Source organism: Nonomuraea aurantiaca (genome assembly GCF_020215705.1).
Taxonomy (GTDB): domain Bacteria; phylum Actinomycetota; class Actinomycetes; order Streptosporangiales; family Streptosporangiaceae; genus Nonomuraea; species Nonomuraea aurantiaca.
In genome coordinates this window covers 93926-118633 of the sequence record NZ_JAIWNB010000031.1, presented here as the reverse complement: position 1 = coordinate 118633, position 24708 = coordinate 93926, and the positions used below count along the sequence as shown (strand labels likewise).

General features: G+C 66.1%; 26 protein-coding genes. 13 read left to right on the top strand and 13 right to left on the bottom strand.

The features are described 5' to 3' along the window. The first annotated feature begins 346 nt into the window (after positions 1-346). Entirely contained in the window at positions 347-580 is a 234-nt protein-coding gene (locus tag LDL49_RS46265) for a hypothetical protein (protein ID WP_225301311.1), read from the top strand. A 697-nt stretch (positions 581-1277) separates the two neighbouring features. Here the strand turns inward: LDL49_RS46265 and LDL49_RS46260 are convergent. The 5 genes from LDL49_RS46260 to LDL49_RS46240 form a co-directional block, all read right to left on the bottom strand. Continuing rightward, on the bottom strand, positions 1278-2012 hold the full coding sequence (locus tag LDL49_RS46260; RefSeq protein WP_225301310.1) for a MerR family transcriptional regulator: 735 nt from the start codon (positions 2010-2012) through the stop codon (positions 1278-1280). Between the two features lie 296 nt (positions 2013-2308). Beyond that, positions 2309-2608, bottom strand: a complete 300-nt coding sequence (locus LDL49_RS46255; RefSeq protein WP_225301309.1) for a hypothetical protein — start codon at positions 2606-2608, stop codon at positions 2309-2311. Between the two features lie 3 nt (positions 2609-2611). Beyond that, positions 2612-3184 (bottom strand): flagellar basal body L-ring protein FlgH, encoded by a 573-nt coding sequence (locus tag LDL49_RS46250; protein ID WP_225301308.1) that lies wholly within the window; start codon positions 3182-3184, stop codon positions 2612-2614. A gap of 2 nt (positions 3185-3186) precedes the next feature. After that, the gene (locus LDL49_RS46245) at positions 3187-5127 is read right to left on the bottom strand and encodes a DUF6571 family protein (RefSeq protein WP_225301307.1); all 1941 of its coding nucleotides are present in this window, start codon (positions 5125-5127) and stop codon (positions 3187-3189) included. 346 nt (positions 5128-5473) lie between these two features. Beyond that, the gene (locus tag LDL49_RS46240; protein WP_225301306.1) at positions 5474-5998 is read right to left on the bottom strand and encodes a hypothetical protein; all 525 of its coding nucleotides are present in this window, start codon (positions 5996-5998) and stop codon (positions 5474-5476) included. A 316-nt stretch (positions 5999-6314) separates the two neighbouring features. Here LDL49_RS46240 and LDL49_RS46235 point away from each other — a divergent pair, with 316 nt between their 5' ends. From LDL49_RS46235 to LDL49_RS46220, 4 genes are all read left to right on the top strand, one after another. Then, positions 6315-6638: a PadR family transcriptional regulator gene (locus LDL49_RS46235; RefSeq protein WP_225301305.1), complete on the top strand. Its 324-nt coding sequence runs from the start codon at positions 6315-6317 to the stop codon at positions 6636-6638. Between the two features lie 206 nt (positions 6639-6844). Further along, a complete protein-coding gene (locus tag LDL49_RS46230) occupies positions 6845-7894 on the top strand; it encodes a hypothetical protein (RefSeq protein WP_225301304.1) in 1050 nt (349 codons plus the stop codon). Next, a complete protein-coding gene (locus LDL49_RS46225) occupies positions 7891-8082 on the top strand; it encodes a hypothetical protein (RefSeq protein ID WP_225301303.1) in 192 nt (63 codons plus the stop codon). Before LDL49_RS46230 ends, LDL49_RS46225 begins: the two co-directional genes overlap by 4 nt. Before the next feature lie 119 nt (positions 8083-8201). Further along, positions 8202-8651 (top strand): nitroreductase family deazaflavin-dependent oxidoreductase, encoded by a 450-nt coding sequence (locus LDL49_RS46220; RefSeq protein ID WP_225301302.1) that lies wholly within the window; start codon positions 8202-8204, stop codon positions 8649-8651. A 264-nt stretch (positions 8652-8915) separates the two neighbouring features. On the opposite strand, the gene LDL49_RS46215 is transcribed toward LDL49_RS46220, so the two are convergent. Both LDL49_RS46215 and LDL49_RS46210 read right to left on the bottom strand, forming a co-directional pair. Continuing rightward, positions 8916-9122: a DUF397 domain-containing protein gene (locus LDL49_RS46215; protein WP_225301301.1), complete on the bottom strand. Its 207-nt coding sequence runs from the start codon at positions 9120-9122 to the stop codon at positions 8916-8918. Beyond that, on the bottom strand, positions 9110-9925 hold the full coding sequence (locus LDL49_RS46210; protein WP_225301300.1) for a helix-turn-helix domain-containing protein: 816 nt from the start codon (positions 9923-9925) through the stop codon (positions 9110-9112). The genes LDL49_RS46215 and LDL49_RS46210 overlap by 13 nt, the downstream gene beginning before the upstream one ends. 228 nt (positions 9926-10153) lie before the next feature. Between LDL49_RS46210 and LDL49_RS46205 the strand changes: the two genes are divergently transcribed. Continuing rightward, positions 10154-10813, top strand: coding sequence for an ATP-binding protein (locus LDL49_RS46205; RefSeq protein WP_225301299.1), 660 nt, complete (start codon positions 10154-10156; stop codon positions 10811-10813). A 444-nt stretch (positions 10814-11257) separates the two neighbouring features. Here the strand turns inward: LDL49_RS46205 and LDL49_RS46200 are convergent, their stop codons facing one another. Together LDL49_RS46200 and LDL49_RS46195 are read right to left on the bottom strand one after the other, a co-directional pair. Further along, positions 11258-12412 (bottom strand): HNH endonuclease, encoded by a 1155-nt coding sequence (locus LDL49_RS46200; protein WP_225301298.1) that lies wholly within the window; start codon positions 12410-12412, stop codon positions 11258-11260. 177 nt (positions 12413-12589) lie between these two features. Further along, on the bottom strand, positions 12590-13792 hold the full coding sequence (locus LDL49_RS46195) for an FAD-dependent oxidoreductase (RefSeq protein ID WP_225301297.1): 1203 nt from the start codon (positions 13790-13792) through the stop codon (positions 12590-12592). Positions 13793-13858: 66 nt separating this feature from the next. On the opposite strand from LDL49_RS46195, the gene LDL49_RS46190 reads away from it, so the two are divergent. Together LDL49_RS46190 and LDL49_RS59470 are read left to right on the top strand one after the other, a co-directional pair. Beyond that, positions 13859-14473, top strand: a complete 615-nt coding sequence (locus LDL49_RS46190) for a PadR family transcriptional regulator (RefSeq protein ID WP_225301296.1) — start codon at positions 13859-13861, stop codon at positions 14471-14473. Between the two features lie 533 nt (positions 14474-15006). Beyond that, a complete protein-coding gene (locus tag LDL49_RS59470; protein WP_372470667.1) occupies positions 15007-15330 on the top strand; it encodes a DUF6355 family natural product biosynthesis protein in 324 nt (107 codons plus the stop codon). Between the two features lie 210 nt (positions 15331-15540). On the opposite strand, the gene LDL49_RS46180 is transcribed toward LDL49_RS59470, so the two are convergent. The 4 genes from LDL49_RS46180 to LDL49_RS46165 form a co-directional block, all read right to left on the bottom strand. Continuing rightward, complete coding sequence (locus tag LDL49_RS46180; protein ID WP_225301295.1) at positions 15541-15954, bottom strand: RNA-binding S4 domain-containing protein; 414 nt, start codon at positions 15952-15954, stop codon at positions 15541-15543. A 138-nt stretch (positions 15955-16092) separates the two neighbouring features. Then, on the bottom strand, positions 16093-16494 hold the full coding sequence (locus LDL49_RS46175) for a DUF6223 family protein (protein ID WP_225301294.1): 402 nt from the start codon (positions 16492-16494) through the stop codon (positions 16093-16095). 182 nt (positions 16495-16676) lie between these two features. Further along, positions 16677-17384, bottom strand: a complete 708-nt coding sequence (locus LDL49_RS46170; RefSeq protein WP_225301293.1) for a sulfotransferase family protein — start codon at positions 17382-17384, stop codon at positions 16677-16679. Between the two features lie 168 nt (positions 17385-17552). Next, positions 17553-17954, bottom strand: coding sequence for a DUF6223 family protein (locus LDL49_RS46165; protein WP_225301292.1), 402 nt, complete (start codon positions 17952-17954; stop codon positions 17553-17555). A gap of 269 nt (positions 17955-18223) precedes the next feature. On the opposite strand from LDL49_RS46165, the gene LDL49_RS46160 reads away from it, so the two are divergent. The 5 genes from LDL49_RS46160 (at position 18224) to LDL49_RS46140 (ending at position 24693) form a co-directional block, all read left to right on the top strand. Continuing rightward, complete coding sequence (locus LDL49_RS46160) at positions 18224-19477, top strand: sensor histidine kinase (RefSeq protein WP_225301291.1); 1254 nt, start codon at positions 18224-18226, stop codon at positions 19475-19477. Then, on the top strand, positions 19474-20172 hold the full coding sequence (locus LDL49_RS46155) for a response regulator (RefSeq protein WP_225301290.1): 699 nt from the start codon (positions 19474-19476) through the stop codon (positions 20170-20172). The genes LDL49_RS46160 and LDL49_RS46155 overlap by 4 nt, the downstream gene beginning before the upstream one ends. A 482-nt stretch (positions 20173-20654) precedes the next feature. Continuing rightward, entirely contained in the window at positions 20655-22505 is a 1851-nt protein-coding gene (locus LDL49_RS46150; protein WP_225301289.1) for an AfsR/SARP family transcriptional regulator, read from the top strand. Positions 22506-22672: 167 nt separating this feature from the next. Then, on the top strand, positions 22673-23959 hold the full coding sequence (locus LDL49_RS46145; protein WP_225301288.1) for an FG-GAP-like repeat-containing protein: 1287 nt from the start codon (positions 22673-22675) through the stop codon (positions 23957-23959). Positions 23960-24012: 53 nt separating this feature from the next. Continuing rightward, positions 24013-24693 carry a response regulator transcription factor gene (locus LDL49_RS46140; RefSeq protein WP_225301287.1) on the top strand — a complete coding sequence of 227 codons (681 nt, stop codon included), beginning with the start codon at positions 24013-24015 and terminating at the stop codon, positions 24691-24693. Positions 24694-24708: the final 15 nt, after the last annotated feature.

The following is a 24708-nucleotide window of genomic DNA, read 5'->3' as shown; positions in this document are numbered from 1 at the left end:
AGCCGCCCACCCAGCTTCACCCAGAGGCCACCCCAGCGAGCGACTCGACGTCCGTAACGGTGGCCGCTTAAGATCAACCCACGGCACCTACCTCGTCGAGCTTTTACACCGCTCCGAGGACGCGACCTCCTCGGTACGCTGCAGCTCGCGCACCAAGCTGCACCGGAGACCATCCGCTACAACGGCTACGCGCGCCGGATGACCCCCGACCTGTGCGAGACGGGCCCGGCCGCTCTGCGGCCGCAAGCACGGGAACTCGCGGACCAGATCGGCCTGATGATCTGAGAGGAGCGAAGGGATACAGAGTGTGTCCCTTCGCTCACGCTACGGATTCTACGGTCGTCGCATGTCACCTGAACAGGTTTCACACGAGCGTTATGACCTTGACGTTCTTCGTGCGGCGTTCCCGGCTTGGTCGCTGTTCTGTAGCGATGCGGGGGTGTTCTACGCGACTCTGCGTGGTGTCCGTCTCAGGGATGCCGATATCGACAGGGGTTTGCGGCAGACCGTGAGTGCGGACGACGCGGCGACTTTCGTGTCGTTGCTGCAGGATCAGACGCGGATGGCGGTGAGATCATGAGCTGTCTGCCGCCGCAGTTCGACTATCACGGCCCGCATGTGGCGGCTCCGCAGGCAGGGGCCGTCCGAGTGGAGTGGACGCCGGTCCTGCCGCGCGCTGACCGGCTGCGGGTTCGCGGTCATACGTGCGCGTGTAGGTACCCGATGTTCGAGCTCTGCACGGCCGGGGGTCTGTGGTTCGTACGGCATTACCCGTTCGACGAGCCTGCGGACATCCTTGAAAGTGTGTGGATGTCCGCTTGCGCTGCGCGGACGCTGTGGATGCAGATCCTTACGGGTCAGGCACGGTGACTGCGGGGTGGCCGCGCACTGTTTTAAGAAGGTGCTGGCGGTTTGCTCGGCGATCTCATGTGGGGTGGCCTGATCCTTGCGGAAGCGGCAGAACAACAGGCCCTCGTCGTTGGGGTTCAGGTCGGCGAGCGGCTCGTCCGATGCCTGGAGGCGGACGGAGGTGTCGCAGCATTGGCGGGAGCGTTGCTCGCAGCCCAGGCGAGGCATCCAGAGCCGGACGACGAGCCACGGGGCGGGCTGATTCGGAGGTCCGCAATGGCGTCCAGGTGGACGATCGGCACCTCCCCGGTCACGGTGAGCCGGTCGGTGCGGTGGCGGTCGGTCGCGTAGGTGTTTCCGTAGCGGCGCGATTTGATCAGTAGCCCAGGCACACCTGACACTTCGGGGCAGGAGGCTGAGCCTATGGGTCAGGCTTGGTAGAGCCAGATCCAGTTGCCGCTGGGGTCACGGATCGCCGAGCAACGGGGCATCCCTTCGGCGTCGTGCGGGGCAACGGCCTCGGTTGCGCCGGCGTCGATGGCGCGGGCGTGGTACGTGTCGATGTCCTCGGTCAGCAGCCCGAACGTCGACGTGCCCGGCTGGTCCATGCGCTCCCGGCCGACGATGAGGTGTACCAGGAAGAAGTCGTTCTGACCGTATGTGCCGAACAGGAACGCGGAGTAATCCGCTTCTTGGGTACGCCGAGCCACGTCGTAGCGGAAGTCGAACGCCTTAACGTAGAACGCGACTGCGGCGTCGAGGTCGTCAACGGCGATCTTGAGCTGGACGGGTCGGCAACCGGCCTTGACTACGGGCATCGTGATTCCTTCCTGCAGGAAGCGGGTGGTGTCGCCGATCCTGGCGGTCAGCAAGTCTTGCTGGCGTTGCAGGCGGCGCTGGTGCCGGGCCAGGACTTGGCGGGTCGTGGCTCCGGTTTGGTCGTCGATGACCTGGCGGATCTCCTCGATCGGCAGGTCGTCCCATCGCAGCATGCGGATCTGCCGGGCCCGTTCGGCCTGCGCCATGCGGTACCGGCGGTACCCGGTGGCGGGATCCACCGATGCCGGCGACAGCAGGCCAACCTCGTCGTAGCGCCGCAGCGTGCCGACCGACAACCCCGTCAGCCGGGCGAACCGGCCGATTGTCATCAACTCGTCGTCCACCACACCACCATCGGGCCTCCGGTAACCCGAGAGTCAACCCGATCTCTGGACGATTCGTGATCGCGGCCGGTTCCGCAGGCCGACTACCGCTGCGCGATGCTCGCCGCCTGGTTGAGCATCTGTAGTCCGCTCAGCTCTTCCGGGATGGATTCGACCCCGAGATCTACAAACGTGCCCTATGTCGTTGGGTCATCGCATGCGGTCGTCTCGGCCCGACAAGTAGGGCGTGACCCAGATGACCTCAACGCCATCGCAACACAGACAAGCAGAGCCTGGACGCGAGGCCAAGCGCGTCATTACAGGTCGTATCGGCGGATCAGCCGCAAGGCGTCTTGCTCGGTGACCATTTCGGCGGTGCGGGTGATCTGCAGGCGGAGGTCGTTCAGGATGGTTTCACCGGCATGTATGACGCGTCCTGTCTGCCGGTCGAGTTCGCCGTCGAACTCCTTGGCTACCGGACCGGTCCAGATGCGGCCGGAGTGGAAGTCCTTGGCGCGATTGGCGAGCGCCTGCTGCATATCGTGGATCAGCGGCTCGATCGTGCGCAGCGCGTCCTTTAAAGCAGGCAGCAGGGGGTTGGGGACCATGTCGGCCATGGCTCAATCCTTCGTGTCAGGAGGAGGAGTTCCTGTGCCCATGATGAGTTTGGGGGCGATCAGTTTCATCAACGCCACCACGTCCGCCTCGTTGTCGCGGCCCTTGGCACCGCGTACGAGTTCGATGCCTAGCCGCACCTTGCCGCGCACCAGCACGGAACCCACCCGGGTCTCCATGTCGGTGTCCTTCACGTAGTAACCGAATCCGTCGGGAACTATCGAGGGCAGCGGTTTCGAACCGTCCCGGAGTTGTTCGTCGATCTGCCCACGTGAGCCTGCGGTATCGAGCATGATGCGGAGGATGGAAGGCTTGTCGCCGCTGTTCTGGAAGATGGAGCAGGCGCCGATGGCGGGTTGGTTCTTCGCTGCCAGATTCAGGGAGCCGGTTGCCAGCGGGTCGCGTACGCCGGTCATTTGCTCTATGGCGGTCTTGGGGACGTAGTTGCAGATGAAGGGCGGTGCGTACGCCGTCGAAAGCGGGGATGCGTCGACCTTCTCGGGAGGTTTCCCAGCGCAGGCACTCATCCCGATCACCGCGACCACGGCCATCATCGCCCGCAAGACTAAGCTTTTCATGATTACCTGTATGCCGATATGCCGAGATTGTAACCTTCGTTGAGTCGGCTCTGGACCCCTAGCTCCAGCCACGGGTTGTTCTTCGTCTGCCGATAAAGCCAGGCCTGATAGGCGTTTAACCGTTTCCCGGTTCCTTCACTCATCTCATCGGGGGTCATCAGCCGGCCATCCTTCGTGAGGAAATTGTTGGGAGCCTTTAGTGGGTCATCTCCGGGTTGGAGATCGCTGAGCGAGGCCCACGGATGAGTTTTGGCAGGAGGGTTGGAGGAGCCGAACAGGCCGTGGTTGAGCATGGCCTGGGCACCGAGCTGATGGAGGAGCGCTCGAGTCTGCTCGAGGGTGGTGTTTGCCTCGAACACGGCGGCTTTCTCCGCGGTACCCTTGACACTGTCCTCGATCATGCCACTCCAGGCTCCAAGGACTCCTGCCCCGATCGGCCAACTCGCACTTTGTGGGAAGGCGAGTCCGGTGTTGACGACGGCCAAAAGGGCCTTCACATTGCGCTTCTGGCTCTCGTCCATATCCTTGGCCAGGTCAATTTTGGCGATGTTGCCCGCGTCCATGATGAGGCCGAAGCTGGCGCCGGCCTCTTGGGCAGCGTTGCTCAGACCTCCGGTGCCCTGCTTTGTTGCCAGCACGCCCACACCGTTGTCGAGCAGCCTGGATGCCCAGGCCGTCTGAGCTGCCGTGACGAGCGCGAGAGCCTTGTCGTCGGCTTTGAACGCTTCCCTGATAACGGTGCGTAGTTCTTCCTTGGAGAACTGCGCACCCCACTCCTCCCGGCCGGGCAGACTCGGATTGTCCTCCATGTACACACCCGGTTTCTCGATGCCCGGCATCGCTGCCACTCGGGCGACGTCGGGAATGTAAGCCGCCAGGATGCGTCCGATGGAAAGGGGCGCCACCAGCGATTTTTCGGGAGCGCCTGCCTTGATCCGCTCATATTCGAGGTGGACGACATATGAGACCAGTTTGGCCGACACATATCCCGAGGACGGGCGGGCCTCTGACCCGCTGTGGTCCCGGAACGTGATCGTGGCCGCCTCCAGTGCCTTGCCCACCGCGATGCCGCCGTCGCCCAGCTCGTGCACGGTCGTGTAGTACTTCAGCGTGTCGCCGCTGTTGAAAAAGTCCTGGGCCGCTTGTGGGTTCTTCCTCAGCGCCTCCATTACGTCCGCCATCGGGTGCCGTCGGTGAGCGGCGGAGTGAAGGGAACTCCGTTCGGCGGCGTCCAGCTTCTTGGCCACCTCCGGCAGGAACGCGCTGTTGTAGGTCCCATAGGCGAGGGCCCGGGCGAGTCCCCGATGGGGGCCCAGCTTGAAGTTCGCGGTCAGCCGTTGCCGCCAGTCGGAGCTGAGTTGTGCGCTAGCCGCACCTAGCGCCGTGCCGAGAGCGGCCAGCAGGCGCTGTGCGTCTTTGTCGCTCTCATTGAGCACGGCTGCGGCGGCCACTTCGTTGAACTTCTCCGGCCCCAGCGCGTTCAGGAGCTTGAGAGCGAACTGCGGATCCTTCGCGTGTTTCTCCAATTGGGCGAGAGCCTGCTTGTTCACTTCGGAACTCTTCGCGCTCTCGCGAAGGTAGAGCGCCGCCGCGTATGCATCCGGGTCGTAGGAGACCTTCCTGTGCAAGTCCTCGTCGAATCCGATCAGGCCGGTCCCGGACGACACCATCCACGTGTCGTTCATCGCCTTGATCGTGTCATTGCGCCGCCGCAGCTCGCCCTGCTTGCCGCGGATCCAGATCTCCGCCTCCCGCATCGCGCTCAGCCCCGAGACGTCCACCTCCAGCTTCTCCAGGGCTCGCCGCACCGCAGGCTCATTCCGCCGCAGCAGGTGACGGGCCCAGGAGAACAGGGGCTCGAACCGGTCCATCACGTCCGGGTTGATTCCGGAGTATTGGCTGTCGAACGGCTTGGGTTGCAGCTCAAGGGGTGGCTCGGTCATGACCGGCCTCCGGCATCTTCAGAGGACATGCGCAGGCTATCTCTCATCCGGATCCACCCGGAGGCTTCCTGCCCGACGGATATGGGGTTCGACGAGATGTACGCACGCCGTCCTGAGAGCGGTTCAACCTGATAGGACCTTCCGGTTGCGAGCTACCTGAAATTCGCCCACCCCAGGTGGTCGATAATGGAGTGGATCGTGCTCGAAGGCTGGTCGATATCCCGTGGTCATGGTCCTACAGCGCGTATTCGACCCATCAAAGGCGTTGAAGGCCGAGATTGGCGGCTAAGAAATCGCAGGCCAGCGTACGAAGGGTTCGGTGGAGAAGAGCGCCCCGGGCAAACCGCTACGGGGTGCCTATGGTTGCTCGGGCCGTTTCGATGAAGATCTCCAGCCGGTCACGGAACACCTGGTGGGCGCTGTCGAAGCGGGAACGCCCTTCGGGGGCGCCTTGTGCGATGTACCACAGCGCTCCGTTGGCATCCGTGGTCGCCTGTATGACGGCTTCTGCCCTTGCGGCGACGGCTTCTGGCCCTTCGAGGAGAACCACCCTGGCGCATCGTGCCAGCGGATCATAGGCGTCCCGCAGGGCATTACGTAATTCCTGAATCTTCTCTAACTGCTCGTCCGGCTGTGCCAGTTGAATGTAGACGTCGCCGAGCCTGTAGTAGAGCTCGCCCGTGATGTGGGCCTGCTCCAAGAACTCGAGGTAGGCCGTCCGACGTGCTTCACGAATCTGGGCATGATGTTGAGCTCTAGCGGACGCTTCGGCTTGGATTCGTGCTGCGCGAGCGTTCCCCAGGCTGGTCACCCATCCCGCCAGGATCGCCGTCCCACCTGTCAAGATCGCAACCCACACCGTGCTGTCCACATGACCTCCTGGTCAAGTCGGCGCGTTCGCTCGAAGCCTGCCGCGACTAGCCCCGAAATGGCCTGTCGAAGGACTCGCGCTCCAGTCGCGTCACGTCATCCCTGTGTATCCACCATCGCTGCTCCGCAGCGTCTAAACCAGGCGGTCACGACGCCACCCTGATCGTCTTGCCCCTGATCCTTCCCCGCCTTGGCCTGCGGTAGGAGGGTCACCGCCCTTGCCCGGATGTTCGGCGCCGGCTTCCATCGCCATGGTGGGTTGACCTCTACCATGGGCTAAGTAGAATACGACTGTGGGTTCAGCTCCTAGAATGACTATGCCGACGCAGCTCGTGCTGCGGGTGCTGCTGGAAGACCCGGCGCGCGAGCGTTACGGGCTCGAGATCTGCTCGGCAGCCGACCTGCCGAGCGGCACAATCCATCCCATCTTGGCTCGGCTGGAAGGTTACGGCTGGGTCGAGTCGTGGTGGGAGGAGGCCGACCCCCGGCAGGAGGGCCGTCCCCGACGGCGCTACTACCGGCTCACCGCTGATGGGGCCGAGCGGTCGCGTATCGCTCTCGCCGCAGCCCGCAGCCCGGTCGGCAGGATGGCTCTGCCCTCGTCCCTGCTGCGGCCGGGACAAGTCGGGGGTCACGGGTGAGCCTGGGACGGGCCGCGAGGCGTCCTGCTACGCGCCCCTACTCTCGCCGTCGGCCTGCGCGACGCAGCTCCCGCAGGCCTCGCTATTCGCCGCCCTCACGCGTGGACCGGGGGCTGGAAGGCCAGGTCGCGCTTGGCGCCCTCTTCGGTGACGCCTTCGTTGGCATCGACGAGACTCTGGGCCGGCTGCGGGACCGGAGTGACAGCATGCTCGAGCGCATCGTCGCACGTGACCCCCACCGCCGATGGTTCACCGGCCTCGCCAGGCCAAGAGCACTGGTCCGTGTCGTGCTCCTCACGGCCGGGTTGGCCATCCTTCTGGCCGTCGCCGACGCGCGCTTGCGCCCGCGACCGCTGCCCGGTACGGATCTGGGCACCCTCGCGGGGTACGTCGTCGACGGCGTGCGAGATCTGCCTGGCGTCGATCTCACCCTCCTGCCCGCCGCGGTCGGCCGCGACCAGTCGCTGGTCGCTCAGTGCCTGTTCGCCTGCGTCCTGGCACTTGCTCTGGCCAGGAGCCTGAAGCAGGCCTGGGACCTCATGGTTGCGTACCGTGTCACCCGTGCCGACCGCATCGGCTTCGTCACGACCTGCGCCAGGCTGGAACGAGCACTGGTTCGTGTCGTGCTCCTCACGGCCGGGTTGGCCATCCTTCTGGCCGTCGCCGACGCGCGCTTGCGCCCGCGACCGCTGCCTGGGACGGACTTGGGCACCCTCACGGGGTACGTCGTCGACGGCGTGCGAGATCTGCCTGGTGTCGATCTCACCCTTCTATCCGCCGCGGTCGGCCGCGACCAGCTGCTGGTCGTTCAGTGCCTGCTCGCCTGCGTGCTTGCCGCCGTCCTGATCAGAGCGCTGGTGTACGCCTGCGAGCTGTGCGTGGCCCTCGTCATCGCCGGCGCGCTCACCCTGGTGTACCTCGCCCTCTTCGCTGTCGCCGTCGCCGTGTCGACCCCCGTGGTTCTAGTGGTGGCCGCCGTTCGGATGGTCGCCTATCGTCGGTGGGTCGTGCCCGTGGAGCGGTTCGGCGTCACCCTGGAACGCATGCCGGGACACCTGGTGGCGGTCGCGGCGGCGCTGTTGCCCGGCCCGTACCGGGAGCGCTACGCCGAGGAGTTCAGCGTCGAACTGCACGACCTGGCCCACGAAGGTGCCCGCTGGCGGCACCTGCTCTCCTACTCCCTGCGCATCCTCATCCGCGCCGGACGCCTGCACGCCGAACTGCGTTCCTCCAGCCGCGAGAAGGCCAGCTCATGACCAAGACCAAGACGGCAGGCGGACTGGCGGTCATCGCCACACTGGCTATGGTCAGCAGCTCAGTCCTGGCCGTCCTCCTCCTCACCGCGGTGGTGGCGATCGTCGCCCTGTGCTGGATCGTCGCCGATCGCCACCGCTCCTCCCACCTGGCCATGCTCATCCGCTCTCTGCGCATGTTCCGCAGCTAAGGGCTGTTTCTTGGGCGCGCCGGGCGGGACACTTGCTGGCAGTGTGGTGAGGATGAATCCGCGCGGTGGTGGTGTTGAACTGCGCAACATCATCGGTAGGCAACGATGGGATGGCCGTGATGCCTCTTGAGGGCGAGTACGTGCCGAGTCCGGCGCAGTGGGTGCGCGAACAGGTCGAGCTGTACGAGAGCTCGGACGGGACGCAGGGGGCGACGCTCTGGGACACGGGACTGCCCGTCGTCATTCTCACGACGCGCGGCGCGAAGAGCGGCAAGCTCCGCAAGATCCCGCTGATGCGCGTGGAGCACGAAGGACGGTACGCCGCCGTGGCCTCGAAGGGCGGCTTCCCGAGCCACCCGGTCTGGTACTTCAACCTCAAGGCTGACCCGCACGTGGAACTCCAGGACGGGTCCGTACGTCAGGACATGACGGTCCGTGAGATCACCGGGGACGAGAAGGCCGAGTGGTGGAAGCGCGCGGTCGCCGCGTATCCGCCGTACGCCGAATACCAGGAGAAGACCGATCGGGTGATCCCCGTCTTCGTGCTGGAGGCGGCGGCCGGGAACTGATCGGCTGAGAGGACGGGACCCAGCCGTACCTGTACCAGTGGGTGCATAACGGCGCCGAGGGTGCGGTGGAGTGCCGTATTAGGATCGACGGCCAGGTGGTGCGGGAGGCGAAGAGCAGCAGCCCGTACGCCGGCCGCGTGCCAGGTGACGGCCGACAAGCCCTGAGCAGCGCTGACCCACTGGGCGCAACCGGCGGGCAGAGCCCCGCCACGCCGATGGCGGCCCCCCGCCTAGCAAACCGTGAACCCGCGAGGGCCTTTAAGATCAGATGTCGAACTCGCCGTGAGCCGCTCCGTGCAGGAACGCCGCCCACTCATCACGCGTGAAGATCAAGGCAGGCCCGGTGGGGTTCTTGCTGTCGCGCACCGCTACGACGTTGGGCAGATTGGTTGCCACTTCAACGCATTGGCCGTTGTCACCGCTGGCGGTCGCCTTGCGCCACTCCGCCTTGCCAAGGTTCAGTTCGCCCATTTCTTTATCGCATCCTCTATGGCCTGTTGCGACACTGTATGTGGAAGTGCGTCCGCTCTGATGTTGTCATATCTCACCTTGAGCTGCGCGACTGCATCGTGATCGCCGGTGACTTGGCCAGACAGGACCGAGTCGGCTGAGACAACCTCAGAGCCGTCGCGTAGACGCGCCAGCGCGAACGCGCTCATCGTCCCAGCCACGCAGCCAGCAGTGGTAGGCACTAGCTGGACAGTAATTCGTGGATGCCGGGAGAGCTCTTGCAGATGGCGAAGCTGGTTCAAGAGGATCTCTGGCCCTCCGATCGGACGATGCAGCACGCTGTCTTCGATCAATGCCAGGAAGACTGGCGGGGTTGGACTGTCGAAGATCTGCATGCGTCGCGTACGAGCCTGAACCCGTTCCTCCGCCCGGTCGGGAGGGGACGTCGTGGAGAAGATCGCTCGCGCGTACTCCGGGGTCTGGAGTAGTCCGGGTACAAGGAGCGGATCCCATGACTGAAGGATGACCGCCTGCGGCTCTATCTCCTCCACCCAGCGTGCAAACCAACCGAGAGTGGGTGAATGGGTTATTTGCCTATAAAGCTTTGCGAAATGCCCGTCAAGGTCGAAAGCCTGATCGGCCGCTTCGGCGAACCCCAGTGTCGGCGTCCGGCGCCCTCGTTCGACATGGCTGATAAGAGAGGTATGACATCGCATCCGGACGCTTAGTGATATTTGAGAAAGCTTCGCCTTCTTCCGGTAGCGCTCCAGGTCGGAAGCGAAGCGCGCCCGCGGTGACATCTGATCGCTGTTGTCGGTATCCACCCTGCCCTCCGATCATCATGCCAGTCGCCCATGGAATATCCCGGGCTGCAGTAATAGAACGACAGGTGCGTGACAGATAATACAGGCTTTGCGCCTCCTTTTGTCATCCAGTTTCGTGAGGTGGAGGCTCTGCTGTTCGCCGATATTGCTCATGCTTGGGTTCCACGCAGCAACGAAAGACGGGGCTTCCGTCGCGTGCGGTGAACGGATTTCCAGTCCCATGCGGAGGTGGTCGGCGAGATGGACGCGCACTGCTCGGCTCGTAGAGAGGCCGCCAGGCTCGTACATCCGGAGCTTGATCGGCAGGCAGAAGGCGGTGCGGGCCATGAACGGGACATGCAGGTATCGCTGGCCTCAGCGAGTGCGGATTCGGTCGGCCGTCTTCGAGGACACGATATGAACAGGGAAGCAAAGAAGGGGGCGAATCTACACGACTGCATTGAGCTACCAGCTTTTCCGGTATCTGTGTCGATCGCGCGCAGGTATGTCGCGCTGGTGCTGGAGAGGTGGGGGTGCGAGAAGCTGATCGACGATGCCAGGCTCGTCGGCAGTGAGCTGGTGACCAATGGCATAAAAGCGGTCGAGCTAAGCGAAGTAGCTCGTGAAGCAGAAATCGAGATGTTCGGGATACTCGCCGGATGTGATCGACACGTGTGGATCGCCCTCCACCGCACAGCCGATGACGTGGTCATAGAGGTGTGGGATCCCAGTCTTAAGCCGCCGAGAATCGGCCATCCCAGCGCCTCGGAGGTGGGCGGACGAGGGCTGCAGGTGGTCGACAAGACAGCCGCGGAGTGGGGCTATCGATGGCTGAGCACGGGCGGGAAGATCGTCTGGGCCCGGCTGAAGATCAGGCAACAGCCTGGAGCGCTGGATGAGGTGCGTTGAGGCCATGACGGACGCGAAGCGAGCGGCTGGCGTCCTGGCCCCACCCACAGGGCTGGTGACGAAGGCATGGCCGTGCCCTGGACTTGCTCCGCACCCACCCCACCGGACAGACGGTCCGAAGACCCTTCTGGAGTGGACCACGGACAACCCGTCCCGCTGCCGGATCCTCGAATACACCTGCTCATGCAGCACCGTCGTTTACGAGCTCCTGGCTTGCGGCGGCAACTATCGAATCCGTCGTAAGGACCAGGGATCGTCTCCTCGCGAGTCATACGCCGGCCCGTGGCGCCGCCAGGTGGCCGAACGCATGTGGGCGTTGATCCTCTCGGGCGAGGCCAGCTTATGTTCGTGTCTCACCTCGGCCGCGACTGTTGAGCTCGTCGCAGGGGGATCATGACGGAGAGATCCGACGGTTTCGATCGCAGGCTGAGCACGTGTTATGAGTCAGTACAAATTGCGGTGGTACCTCAGATATTGCGGATCGATGTCGTGCCCGAGAGCGGTGCGCAACAGGCCCCTCGACTCGCCGGTGATCCGGTTGATCACCGTGAGGTCGTCCTTGACGATGATTGCGCCCTGGTCGAAGAGCACGTGGTCGTTGGGGCAGAGGCAGAGGAGATTGCCTGTCACGTCGTAGCCGTCGTGCGGACTGCCGAGCGGGCGGATATGCGCTCCCTCGGCGTATGGGCCGTTAGGGAGCAGCAGCCGGACTCCGCACATCTGGCAGGCGTGATCGTGCAGGGTCTTGATCAGCAGTGAGAGCGCGCTGTCCCGGACGATCCGCTTGACCGTGGTCGGGCGGCGTTCAGGTGCATGGACGTCGTCGTGCGGCGGGAGTGGCTCATTGTCGAGATCGCTCAGACCGACGCGTACGAGCAGCGCGTTCTGATCCTCGTCTGGGAAGTACGTGCTCAAGAGGTACGCGCTTGCTTGAGACCGTACCGCCTGGTCCTCCGTCACCAGGTCGTACACCCACTCGCGTAGACCGGAGACCGGCTGGTTTCGGCTCATCCACCCTAGAGGTGGGCTGCCGCTGGGGCGAGGCGGCTCCGGGTGGTCGGGCAGTGTCCATAGCCCGAAGTGCGTGAGCTTTAGGACCGGGTATTCAGGGGTGGGCCGGTCGCCCGGCAGGCCGAACTCTCTGATGAGTGCGCTGATCTCGGCTCGTGTGGCATTCCATGGAACAAGGCGTTCCGCTCGGTGTGCGGCGCGGCCGAGGGCCCACAGCAAGGTGAGCGGCTGGTGCCGTTTGGGGCGGCCGTTCGAGACGGCGGTGTCGAGGTTTCTCAGCTTTTCGAGGAATGCAGCGGCAGGCGACGCGTCTTGGCGCGAAGTGATGAGGAATCCGAGGTGGCCAAGGACCCTGCCGACCGTTGCGGCCCCTCCGGAGAACTCCGAAGCGCGAAGCGGATGCCCGTCGACATCGCGGTGTGCCACGCCGGCGATGGCCTTGGAGTCGTAGCGGCGGCCGTTGTGGATGATGAAGTAGTCGCGTGCTGCTCGGTAGCCGTACCGCTCCAGGAAGGCGTCGCGGCCTAGTTGGTCGTACTCCTCGATGGCCGCCAGGACCATCTCGCGATCGAGATCGGATAAAGCCATCGGATCACGATATGTCCGGGGGCCGACAGCCGTGTGGATGCTGGGCCTCCCTCTGGCCCTGGAGCACGGGCTGGACTGGCGGCCTACCTATTCGATGCGACATGCCCGTTCACTCCGGGTCGGAGTGATTCGGCAGGACGGGAGGCACTCGTTAACAGCCCATATGAGCCCTTGCGATCATCCGGTCACCTTGGTGTCCCAGTCGATCCGGTAGTCGAAGATCCAGGTCATCTTCTCGGGCTTGCCCAGTTTGCCGAAGATCCGGATCGCGTACGCGTTGACGACGCGACCGATCGGCCCCGCCGCCTTGCTGGCGTTCTTGCGGGCCGTCTCCTTGATGACCCGCTCGACCCGGGGACGGCGCTCGGCCTCATAGGCGGCGAACGCCTCGGCATAGGGGAGGTCGCGTAGGCAGCGGGCGAGCTGGATCGCGCTCTCGATCGACAGGGACGCGCCCTGCCCCGAACTGGACGACGGCGCGTGCACCGCGTCGCCGACCAGCACGATTCGGCCCCGGCTCCACGTGACGGTTGTGGGTAACATGTTCTCCATCGGGCCGACGATCACCACGTCCGACGGATCGGTCCGCTCGATCAGGTCCCGCGCCGGGGTGCCGTCGGCGGCGAACTTCTCCGCCAGGATCGGCAGCCACTTGGCGGCCGGGGCCGCCTGGACCTCGGCGGCGGTCATCGGCTCGGGGTGCGGGAGGTTCGCGAACCAGACGGCGTCGTCCGCGCCGAAGACCTGGTAGCCGAAGAACGCCTTCTTGCCGAAGGTCATCGGCATCTTGCCTCCGGTCGAGGGGATCCCCGGTGCCCGGACGCGGGCGCCGAAGCTGATCAGACCTGCGTACTGCGGTCCCGGTGCGGCCGGGTCGATGAGGGAGCGGACGGTCGAGCGGATGCCGTCGCAGCCGATGAGGATGTCGGCGGTGGCCTGGGTGCCGTCCGCGAAGTGCGCGGTCACCCCGTCGGCGGTCTCCTCGGCCCGGACGAGGCGCTTGCCGTGCTCGGTTCTGACACCGCGCCGCGCGGCCTCGTCGTGCAGCACCCGATAGAGCTCGTCGCGCCAGACGAACTGCATCGGCCGGATCCCGGGCGGGTTGCCGAACTCGGCGAGCGGACGACCCTTCCAGTCCTGGAGCACGATGCCGGTCATCGGCGCGCCGAGCGGGCGGATCAGGTCGGCGCAGTCGATCGCGTCCAGCGCGTCGACTCCGTTGGGGGCGAGGCTCATGCCACCACCGACCCCGTCGGCGGTCTTCTCGTACGCCTCGTAGACGGCGGCGTCGATGCCCGCCTTCTGCAGGGCCATCGCGGTGACCGGCCCGGCGATCCCGCCGCCGATGACGAGTGCTGTCTTCACGGTGTTCTGCTGCATGATTGCGATAGTTGCATTGAAACTAGTAGCACGTCAACTAGTAGTTTTCGGAGTAGTGTCGGTGACATGGGTACTGCGTTCCGAGGTTCGCCGCTGGCTCTCACCGTCCTGGCGCTGCTGCACTACAAGCCCCTGCATCCGTACGGGATCCAGCGGCTGATCAAGGACTGGGGGAAGGATCTGGTCGTCAACGTCGAGCAGCGGACGAGCCTCTACCGGACGATCGACCGGCTCGCGGAGGCCGGCCTGGTGGCGGTGCTGGACACCGAGCGGGACCACGCCTACCCCGAGCGGACCGTCTATGAGGTCACTGACGCCGGCCGTGAGGCTGCCCGTGAATGGCTGGTGGACCTGCTCACGGTTCCGAAGCGGGAGTTCCCGCAGTTTCCGGCGGCGCTGTCCCACCTGCTGCTGCTTTCGCCCGAGGAGATCCCCGACCTACTGGAGCGCCGGCGTACGGCCGTCACGGCGTCGGTGGCGGAACTGCAGACCGCGCTGACCGGTCAGGCCGAGGGGGGTCTGCACCGGGCCGGCCTGCTCGAACTCGAATATCTGCATGCGGTGGCCGTCGCCGAGGAGCGCTGGCTGGCCGGCCTGATCGACGACCTCCGCTCCGGCCGGCTGACCTGGTCCCCGGCCGACTTCGCCGATCCGCAAGCCGACCCGGAAGGACAGCGGTGAGCGGTAAAGGTCGAACAGTAGGGCCTGTGCCCAGCGGTTGGCTGTACCGGCCCACATGCCGGGGCCCGGCTCAGCTTCGGGTCGCGCCAGGTTGTTGATGTCGCACCGGAACGCGCTTGCCGGGTCGCCGCCCAGACGACGGCACAACTCGTTGCCGCCCATTCCCTCCGCCCACAACAGGTGGAAGCCCGAATACTCCTCGCTGTCGACTCCGAAGGAGACCAGCAGATCGTACAGGTCGGTCGGGTGAGCCATGAGGGCCTTTCGATGAACCGCGGAACAGATGCCCGGCACGGCCAGGTACTACATTCACCTCTATCCGGAAAGCACAACTCCGGCAGCGCGATCTGGATAGCGGAATGCCATGGGTAAACCTACTCTCATTCCTGAGATGGGCGGGCCTCTGCGCGATGATCACGGACTTTCGAACCTGTGCATCAGTGGCCAGCGCTTCCACAGTGGTACAACTTTATCCCTGAACCGAACCGATCAGCGAACCGCGTTCAGGAAGTCGATCAGACCAAGGAGGTAGAATGAACCGAAATGTTCGGACATTGCTCGCGAGTGCAGCGGTAATGGCGTCCATCGGACTGACGCCGGCAGCTGCGAGCGCCCAGGCGACCACAACCGGCGAGGCGTCGTTGGCAAATAGCGCTCAAGACACTCCGTGCGGCGAACACTGGAACCTCGACCAGTTGTATTACAACCACTGCGGAGAGACTAATGTCGTCATCCGCGTCGATCGGTGGAATATAGGCGGAATCAAAGACTACGATAAGTGTGTCGGCCCGGGGGATCATTATCTCGGCTGGTACCCCGACTACCTCGGAGCATGGTACACAGGCAGACTCTGCTAATTTCGGATGAGCAGTAGTGTCTGCTGCGCCGCCCTCTGTCGGCCGAGCTCTCGGCGGACAGAGGGCGGTTTCAGCGACAATAGAAACAATCGTCGCCTGGTACTACATTCAGAGATCTTGAGATTCGGGCCTGTAACGCCGTGTAGCTGGTCGATTGTCATGGGGTGACCTGTTTGCAAAATGGCCGCCTGTTCGATGCGGCATGCCCGTTCACTCCGGGTCGGGCCCGGCGCCCCGCCCCTCCGCCGTCGGGCGTCCGAGCAGCTTGTCGATGCTGCGGCGTTCGCGTTTGGTGGGACGGCCTGCGCCACGAGCCCGTACGGCCACTGTCACGGTCTCCTCGCGCGGCGGAGGCGGAGGGCTCTTGTCGACGTAGCACTCGGCGGCGACGGTGGCGCCGACGCGTTTGGTGATGATTCGGGAGACGACCGCGATGCGTTCGTGCCCATCGTGCCGGAGTCGGACCTCGTCACCGACCCGGACGGCGTGCGAGGGCTTGACCCGCACCCCGTTGACCCGGACGTGTCCGCCCCGGCAGGCGTCCGACGCGATCGAACGAGTTCTGGTCAGCCGCACCGACCAGATCCAGCTGTCCACCCGAGCGCTCAGCTGCTCACCTGCCACTCCCACACTGTACTGAGACCGTCGCGTCGCCGGCATCCAAGGGCTGACCTGTCGGCTGGCACGGGGTCGGGCACCGATCAGTGCAGGCCTGGCAGCCGGGTTGATGCGGTGCCGTTGGAAAACGACATAGGCGCCGGGTCAGGTGGTGCGGCGGGAGCGGGCCAGAGCCAGCCCACCGAGGACCATGGCGATCGGCCCGACCACCAGGTCCACGTAGCCCCCGACTATTCCGTAGCCGGTGCCGGGACCACCGTCGGCGGCGCCCACGACCAGCCCGCCGATGACCACGCCGGCCAGCCCCACAGCCAAGGCCACGATGGCTCCCCTCCTCCTGCCATTGCCGACACGACGGACGGAGCGGGCCAGAGCCAGCCCGCCGATGACGATGCCGGCCAGCCCCAGCAACGCGCCCACCACGGACCAAAGACGCCCGGTGGTCAGGGTGTAAGCACCGACGGGCTGGACCAGAACATGCGCGGCTGACGGTGTGGCGTGCCCCAAAATTCCCAGTAGGACGGCTTGCAGGTGAGGGACGGACATGAGGTTCCTTTCGGTCGGATGATGGGCGTCGGCAGCGTGTCCAGCGCGGTGGATCGCCTATGCCGGTCGAGGGGCCGGTGACGAGCGGGAGCGCCTGGGGGCGACGGAATCGATCAGCGCCGTCGATGCGACAGCGCGGATGGCAGCAGGACGGTCAAGCGGCAAGGCGCGGTGATGCCCGTTCAGTCGTGCGTGCCGGAAATGAAGGCCGAGTCGATGCTGCCATCGGTCAGCAGTTGTCGCAGCGCGCGCTGCATGGTTTCGGACTCGTTGAGGTGCGGGAACGGCTCGCCGGCGGGAGCGTCGACGCCCAGGAACCGGCACAGCGGCTCCCAGCCCTCGCGGACGTCGAACACCAGGAGGCGATCCGCGGGCAGGCTCTCCTGGACAACGGCCAGGTGACGGTGGAACGCCGCTACCGCGATCTCCTCATCGGGCATGCCCCGCTGCAAGTCCCAGGTGTCGCCGAAGGTGGACTCTCCGATGAGATCGAGAACCGGGCGGAGCCTCTCCATCGTCCTGAGTATCGCGGCCCCCGCTTCGGGCAGATCCGGCGGCACGTCCCGGCGGGTGGCGATCAGAGTCTGCATGCTGAGGTACCAGCGATGCGGATCGCGGACGGTCAGGATGACCTTGGCATCCGGGTAGACCTCCGCCTGCTCGCGCCAGAAGAAGCTGGCCGGCCAGTCCTGGGTGGATCGGTAGCCGTTGAGCACGCTGTCCCAGTCCAGCGGCAGACCGGAGGCGGCGGGCAGCCAGCGGTCGACGTGGCCGGGATTGCCCCCGATTTCGGCCATGTGGTAGCAGGGACCGAATCCGAGCCTTTCCAGCGCCGCCTTCATCGATCTGGTTCCGGTACGCGGGAATCCCGCGCCGATCACGTGTAACACGTCAGCCTCCTGCTGTAGCAGCTGCGGCGTTCACCTTTCGGCAGACGTTGACCGCGGCCATGGCGTAGGTGCCGGATTGGTAGGGCAGGGTGGGGGTCATCCCGTACGTACGTACAGGCGAACAGAAGCGGATCGAGCGTCTCGATCGCGGGCTTGTAATCGCTGGGGTCAGTCGCTCAGCTCGGGTTGGCGGGAGCGGGTCAGCGCCAGCCTGCCGAGGACCGCACCGGCCAGCCCCAGCACCAGGGCCACGGCCGCCCCGAACACTCCGTTGCCGGTGCCGAGACCGCCGTCGGCGACAGCCAGCTTCACCGCGCCGTTGAGCCCGCCGGTCAGCCCCACCACCAGGGCCACGATGGCTCCCCTCCTCCCGCCGTTGCCGGTAGGACGGACGGAGCGCAGCGCCAGCCAGCCGATGACCACGCCGCCCAGCGCCACCAGTGCGGCCACACTGGCCCAGATTCGCGCAGGGGTTCCGATGAAAGTATCCACACCCTGGGCCGCGCATTCTGCCTGCGTCGTACACACTGGCGAGGTCGCCTGTGCGGCAAGCACCAGCAGGACGGACATTGAGGTTCCTTTCGGTCGGATGACGGGCGCTCGCAGCGTGCGCAGCGCGGTGCCTCGGCCTTTGCCGGTCGACGTGCTGGTGACGAGCGCCTGGGAGGGGTGTCACGGACTCGATCGTCGCGCCGTCGAGGCAGGCGCGGCCTCCGCCGGCGGATGGCAGCCTCTACGCAGTTCTGCGTAGACGACTCGTGCCTCGGTACGCCCGTCGCCGTAGGCGGTCGCGCGTCTGGGCGGAGTGTTCTCGCAGGCGGGAACCGTAGGATCGCGGCATGGGACACCGCGTGGTGACGTTGCGCCTGCCGCCGTGGGCGCAGGACGTGTTACTCGCGCTCTTCATCACCGTGATGCAGGTTCAGGGCACGATAGTCCGCAACGCCGGCGAGGTGGTACAGCGTCCCCTCACCGACTTCGGAAACCTGGGATATGTCCTGCTGGTCGCCAGTGGTGTGGTCGTCGCCGTCCGCCGCCGGTGGCCGGTGCCGGTGTTCGTCACCGCCGCGCTCGCCAGCCTGGTGTACTACGGCCTCGACTTCCCGGACGGGCCCGGTTGGCTCGGGCTCTTCGTCGCCCTGTACACCGTCGCCGCCTACGGTGACGGTCGCCGGTCGCTGGTGATCGCCGGCGTGGGCACCTCGGTGCTGGCCATCGGCTGGCTGGTCGCCGCGGCCGACATCGAGCCACGCGCCGCCGTCGGCTGGGTGTACTTCCGGATCGGCGCGTCGGTCATGAGCGCGGCCCTCGGCGAGTCCGTCCGGTCCCGGCAGGTCATCGCGGCCGAAGCTCAGCAGCGCGCTGAGCTGGCCGAACGGACTCGTGAGGAGGAAGCGCGGGCGCGTGTGGACGCCGAACGGCTCCGGATCGCGCGCGAGGTCCACGACACCGTCGCGCACGCCATAGCGATCATCAACGTCCAGTCCGGCGTCACCGCGCACGTGCTCGACAAGAGGCCGGAAGTGGCGCGCGAGGCGCTGCGAGCCATCGAGCAGACCAGTTCTCGGGCGCTGCAGGAGATGCGGGCCATCCTCGGGGTACTGCGTGATGACGACGGTGACGACGACGGGCGGGTGCCGTACCCCGGGCTGGGGCAGATCGGCGAACTGGCCGCCAAGGCACGTGAGGCGGGACTCGATATCAAGTTCGAAGAGACCTCGCCCATGGCACCATTGCCCAGCGCGGTGGGAAGCGCCGCCTACCGAATCATTCAGGAATCGATCACCAACGTGGTCCGCCACGTCGGTCCGACTCGCGTGACGGTAGTGCTGAACCCCGGTATCGAGACCTTGGAGATCCGCGTGACCGACGAGGGCCACCGCGCCGCCCCAGGTCGTGACTCCGCGGACCCGCACCTACCGGCCCGGCATCCGAGCGGCACGGGCGGCTCGGCCGAGCCCGGCCGCGGGATCGTCGGCATGCGCGAGCGCTGCCGGCTGCTGGGCGGAGAACTCGACGCCGGGCCGCTTCCGGGCGGCGGGTTCGAAGTCAGGGCACGGCTGCCCCTCGCGCCGTCCGGGTCGCGCCTATGAACGCGGCGGCCGCCTCAGCGTCGACCAACACTCCGGTCAGGGTGCTGCTGGCCGATGACGAGGGTCTCGTACGATCCGGGTTCAAGGTCCTGCTCGACCTCGAGGACGACATCACGGTGGTGGGAGAGGCCACCAACGGCGCCGAAGCCGTCGAACGGGCCCGCGCCACCCGCCCCGACGTCGTCCTCATGGACATCCGCATGCCGAAGCTGGACGGGATTCAAGCCACCGCCCAGATCACCCGGATACACGGGTTGGAGCAGGTCCGCGTCCTCATCCTCACCACCTACGACACCGACGAGTACGTCTTCGACGCCCTGCAGGCCGGCGCCAGCGGCTTCCTGCTCAAAGACGCCGGACCGGCCGAGCTCCTGCATGCCATCCGGGTGATCGCGGCCGGAGACGCGTTGCTCGCGCCGCGGATCACCCGACGCCTCATCGGCCAGTTCACCGCGCGACGAACAGCTGTGCAGGCTGCGGAGGATCGGCTCGCGGTGCTGACCGAGCGCGAGCGCGAAGTGCTGGCCCTGGTGGGACAGGGCCTGAGCAACAACGAGATCGGTGCCGAGTTGTTTCTGAGCCCGGCCACCGCGCGTACCCATGTCAGCCACGCGATGGCGAAACTGGGCGCGCGCGACCGTGCGCAACTGGTCGTCATCGCTTACCAGACAGGACTGGTCAGCCCGGCGATGTAAGGCACGGAGCCGCTGCGCCCAACCATGTCGCGTCGATCTCCGCCCAGACGACGGCACAGCTCAGGGATCTTCCACCAGTACGCGCCCGTGAGGCTGGAGAGTTCTCATTCCCTGGCTCATTGCCAGGGAATTGCCAGAAAGGGCTGTCACGCTGCCGCGCGTGATCGCATCAAAGCCGGCCGCAGCCACAGGCCTCGTCACAACTACGACTCCGACGCTGCCGCTGTGTACGGGGTGCTGCCGTTCACGGCGCGGTCGGTGACGCGTCGCATCCCGCACGCTGCCATCACTTCTGCTCAACAGGCTCGGGGAGCTCTGCCATCGCGAGAAGGGATCGAAGCTTGTCACAGGAGAAAACGGAATTTAAGGCCGAAATACCGCGCGCGGCGGCGGAATGGTGGCGATGCGGGGAAGGAGGGCGGGCCCCCTCGCGGAGCAGCGGTCAGGCCGCCTCGGCCCACGACGACGGAGGCCGGTAAGTCGTGTCCTGGTCACTCGGGTTTCACATACTCGGCCCCCTTGAGGTCATCGCGAACCACGCCCGCTTCGCCATAACCGGGCTCCGCCAGCGGACTGTCCTGGCCGTGCTGCTGCTCACTCCCGACCGGGTCGTCTCGGTCGACCGGCTCGTCGAAGCCGTGTGGAGTGGTACGCCGCCGACCACGTGCCGCAACCAGGTCGCCATCTGTGTCGCCGGCCTCCGCAAGATTTTCCAGGAGGCGGGCTGCCACGAGAACGTGATCGTGACCGCGACTCCCGGCTACATGCTCGTGTCCGGCAGCCACCGCATCGACGCGGTCGAGTTCGCGGCCCGGGTGGAGTCCGCTCGGCATCTCGCCCAGGACCAGAGGACGGCTGAGGCTGCCTCTCTGCTCAGGGAAGCGCTCGGCCTGTGGCGGGGGACGCCGTTCGCTGACACCTCCAGCTCCCGGCTGCAGGAGGAGGCGAGCTTGCTGGAGCAGCAGTGGTTCAACGCGTACGAGCAGTACGCCGAGCTCCAGCTGGAGCTGGAGAGGTACAGCGAGATCGTGTCCGAGCTGTCCGGACTCGTCCAGGAGCAGCCGCTACGCGAGCACGCCCGAGCGATCCTGATGCTCGCCAACTACCGGCTCGGTCGCCGCTCCGAGGCCCTGGGACTGTTCCGCCAGGCTCGCCAGAGCTCCATCGACGAGCTGGGGCTGGAACCGGGCAAGGAGCTCCACGACCTGCACGCCGCCATGCTGCGCGAGGATCCCTCGCTCATGCCGACCTCTACGGTGTCGGTCGCTCTGCCCGCCGGCTCCGGCGAGGCGCGGCTGCCCGCGGATGTGCCGTCCTTCGTCTCCCGGAAGGAGGAGCTCGCGAGCCTGGACGCCCTGCTGGAGGGTGGCCCTGGCCTAAGGTCGGCCGCCGTCGGGCTCATCACGGGGGGATCGGGGACGGGCAAGAGTGCCTTGGCGGTCCGCTGGGCCCACCGAGTGGCGCTGTCGTTCCCCGACGGACGGCTTTTCGCGGACCTCACCAAGATGGGGGACGACGAGGAGTCCGTCTCGGCCATGCTCGCCCGTTTCCTGCGCGCCCTGAAGACCCCGGAGAACGAGATCCCAGCGGACCCGCGGGGGCGGGCCGAGCTGTTCCAGTGGTCGGTCGCCGGACGGCGGGTGCTGGTCGTGCTCAGGGGAGCGCGGGACCTGCGCCGCGTTCGGAGACTGATCCCCACGTCCGGGACCTGCGCCGTGCTCGCGACCAGCTCGCACAACCACTCAGGCCACGCCCAGGTACGCCTGCGGCTGGACGCGCTGGACACCCGCTCGGCCGTCGAACTCCTCGACACCCTCGTCGCCGACCAGCGCGTACGGTGGGAGCCCGCGGCCGCCAGGAAAGTGGTCAGGTACTGCGACAACCTGCCCCTGGCCGTGTCCGCGGCCGCGGCGCGGCTCACCGCGAAGGCGCACTGGAGCGTCTCCCATCTGCTGGCCAGGCTGCGCGACCCGCTGCACCGGCTCGACGAGCTGAGCCACGGCGGGCCGCCCGGGATCCGCGACAGCTTCGACCGCGGCTACAGCGGCCTGGAGCCGGATGCCGCCGCCCTGTATCGCCGGCTCTCGCTCTGGGACACCCCGGAGCTGGACGTCTGGAGTGGCGCGGCGCTCATGAACATCGACCTGTCGAGCGCGGAGAACCTCATGGAGCAGCTCGTGGACGCCGCGCTGCTCGAGACGTGGGGGCGGCGGCCGGACGGCCTGTTCCGCTACCGCCTGCCCAGCCTGCTCGCCTTGCACGCTCGGGAGTGCGCCGACTTCCATGACCTGTCGGCGGCGGGGTTCAAGCTGCCCTATCCGTCCGCGATCTAGGCGCCCAACGCCATTTGTTCTTCCGATTATCGCCGGAAATTTCCCTGAGTTTCGCCGCGATAACGAGATGAAATGCCGTTCGCCTAGTGTGGCTGCGCCGCCGGCGGCAGGAGGAGATTCATTGATCGGATCGTCCGCCGAAACTGTCAACGCGTTCGGCGGAGGCGGTGAGCCGATCCGCGATCGTCTCCGCCGCCCAGGACGAGCTGAACAACAGCAGCCGAGATCATGAGAGTCCCATGGGCAGCGGGTGCAACTACTACACCGGTGTCTTCCGTACGTGGAAGGACTCCGCCGGCTGCCCCAGCAGCGATGGCGTGCAGTGGCGCGACAGCAACTGGTGCGCGGACTTCGCCAAGTACGTCTGGCGCAAGGCCGGCGTGCCCCACGCCGACGTCCCCGAGTTAGAGGGTGGCGTGCTCACCGGCTGGGCCAGCTCGTTCAAGGACCACGGGACCAAGTACGGGACCTGGCACACCAGAGGCAGCGGCTACACCCCGCAGCCGGGCGACGCCGTCGTCTTCGACTGGGAGCAGAACGGTGACATCGACCACGTCGGCATCGTGAAGAGCGTCGACAGCGGCACGATCTACACTATCGAGGGCAACAGCGGCGACCGGACCAAGGCCAACTCGCACTCCCGGTCGAGCAGCGACATCGTCGGCTACAGCGCCCCGGTCGAGGCCAACGACGGTCCTTCGAACCAAGACGGTGGGGATTTCAACGCCGATGGGGTGGGGGACATCTTCTCGGCCGCTACCGGGACGTTGACCGTCTGGAGCGGTAAGGGGTCGAACAACTTCGGCTCCGCTACCGAGATCGGTCCCGGCTGGGGTGCTTTCAGCAAGCCCATCGCTGGTGACTTCAACGACGACGGCATCAGCGACCTGGCCGCGGTCAGGGATGGCAGCAAGCTGACCATCTGGAACGGTAAGGGCGACAACCACTTCTCCAGCGCGATCGAGATCGGTCCCGGCTGGGAGCCGTACGACAGCACTCTGGTGTCGCTGGGTGACGTCAATGGCGATGGTCATGCCGACATCGGCGCCGTCCGCGAGGGCACCGGCACCCTCTACATCTGGAACGGCAAGGGCAGCAACAACTTCAGCTCGGCAGTCGAGATCGGTCCCGGCTGGACGGCCTACAGCAAGCCGATCGGCGGTGACTTCAACGGCGACGGCATCGGCGACCTGGCGGCGGTCCGGGATGGCAGCAAGCTGACGATCTGGAACGGCAAGGGCTCCAACAACTTCAGCTCTGCCATTGAGATCGGTCCTGGCTGGGAGCCCTTCGACAGCACCCTGATGACGCTGGGCGACGTCAACAAGGACGGCAACACCGACATCGCTTCCGTCCGCGAGGGCACCGGCACTCTCTACATCTGGAACGGCAAGGGCTCCAACAACTTCAGCTCCGCCATCGAGATGGGCCCCGGCTGGACCCCGTACTTCTAACCCCCTCACCCCGCCGGGACGACCCGGCGGGGCAACATCGGTAGTCTGCGGCGGTGACCGCGTACCGGATCCTGGCTGTGGACGACGATCAGGCCATCCTGCGTTCGCTGCGGCGCGGGTTGCGGCTGGAAGGCTTCGTCGTGGACACCGCCGAGTCGGGGCGGCAGGCGTTGGAGCAGATGGCCGGGCAGCCCGATGCCATCGTCCTTGACGTGTCCATGCCGGAAATGTCGGGCATCGAGGTGTGTGGCCGATTACGGGAGGCCGGGTCGCAGGTGCCGGTGCTGATGTTGTCGGCGATGGACGAGGTGGCCGACCGCAGGGCGGGGCTGGCGGCGGGTGCCGACGACTACGTGATCAAGCCGTTCGACCTCGGTGAGCTGGTCTTGCGCCTGCGCGCCCTGCTCCGCCGTGCCGGGCGCGCCGCCACGGGCACGGCGGTACGCATCGGGCCGCTGGTCATCGAGCCGGAGGCCCGTGGGGTCACGTCGCGTGGCCGCCCGGTGGAGATGACGCGGCGGGAGTTCGATCTGCTGGAGGTGCTGGCCCGGAACGCCGGGATCGTACTGTCCCGAGCCGTGCTGCTGGAGCGGGTCTGGGGCTACGACTTCGAGGTCAGCGACAACGCGGTGGACACGTTCGTCGGCTACCTGCGGCGCAAGCTGGAGGCGGGCGGCGAGCCGCGCATGCTGCACACCGTACGCGGCGTCGGCTTCGTGCTGCGCGAGCCATAAAGCCATGAAGCCATG

Excerpts from the sequence above, each read along its gene's own strand:
- LDL49_RS46195 (WP_225301297.1), bottom strand. The coding sequence starts at position 13,792 with ATGCAGCAGAACACCGTGAAGACAGCACTCGTCATCGGCGGCGGGATC.
- LDL49_RS46265 (WP_225301311.1), top strand. The coding sequence starts at position 347 with ATGTCACCTGAACAGGTTTCACACGAGCGTTATGACCTTGACGTTCTT.
- LDL49_RS46165 (WP_225301292.1), bottom strand. The coding sequence starts at position 17,954 with ATGTCCGTCCTGCTGGTGCTTGCCGCACAGGCGACCTCGCCAGTGTGT.
- LDL49_RS46220 (WP_225301302.1), top strand. The coding sequence starts at position 8,202 with ATGCCTCTTGAGGGCGAGTACGTGCCGAGTCCGGCGCAGTGGGTGCGC.
- LDL49_RS46215 (WP_225301301.1), bottom strand. The coding sequence starts at position 9,122 with ATGGGCGAACTGAACCTTGGCAAGGCGGAGTGGCGCAAGGCGACCGCC.
- LDL49_RS46190 (WP_225301296.1), top strand. The coding sequence starts at position 13,859 with ATGGGTACTGCGTTCCGAGGTTCGCCGCTGGCTCTCACCGTCCTGGCG.
- LDL49_RS46250 (WP_225301308.1), bottom strand. The coding sequence starts at position 3,184 with ATGAAAAGCTTAGTCTTGCGGGCGATGATGGCCGTGGTCGCGGTGATC.
- LDL49_RS46245 (WP_225301307.1), bottom strand. The coding sequence starts at position 5,127 with ATGACCGAGCCACCCCTTGAGCTGCAACCCAAGCCGTTCGACAGCCAA.
- LDL49_RS46175 (WP_225301294.1), bottom strand. The coding sequence starts at position 16,494 with ATGTCCGTCCCTCACCTGCAAGCCGTCCTACTGGGAATTTTGGGGCAC.
- LDL49_RS46155 (WP_225301290.1), top strand. The coding sequence starts at position 19,474 with ATGAACGCGGCGGCCGCCTCAGCGTCGACCAACACTCCGGTCAGGGTG.
- LDL49_RS46200 (WP_225301298.1), bottom strand. The coding sequence starts at position 12,412 with ATGGCTTTATCCGATCTCGATCGCGAGATGGTCCTGGCGGCCATCGAG.
- LDL49_RS59470 (WP_372470667.1), top strand. The coding sequence starts at position 15,007 with ATGAACCGAAATGTTCGGACATTGCTCGCGAGTGCAGCGGTAATGGCG.
- LDL49_RS46230 (WP_225301304.1), top strand. The coding sequence starts at position 6,845 with ATGCTCGAGCGCATCGTCGCACGTGACCCCCACCGCCGATGGTTCACC.
- LDL49_RS46225 (WP_225301303.1), top strand. The coding sequence starts at position 7,891 with ATGACCAAGACCAAGACGGCAGGCGGACTGGCGGTCATCGCCACACTG.
- LDL49_RS46255 (WP_225301309.1), bottom strand. The coding sequence starts at position 2,608 with ATGGCCGACATGGTCCCCAACCCCCTGCTGCCTGCTTTAAAGGACGCG.
- LDL49_RS46160 (WP_225301291.1), top strand. The coding sequence starts at position 18,224 with ATGGGACACCGCGTGGTGACGTTGCGCCTGCCGCCGTGGGCGCAGGAC.
- LDL49_RS46235 (WP_225301305.1), top strand. The coding sequence starts at position 6,315 with ATGCCGACGCAGCTCGTGCTGCGGGTGCTGCTGGAAGACCCGGCGCGC.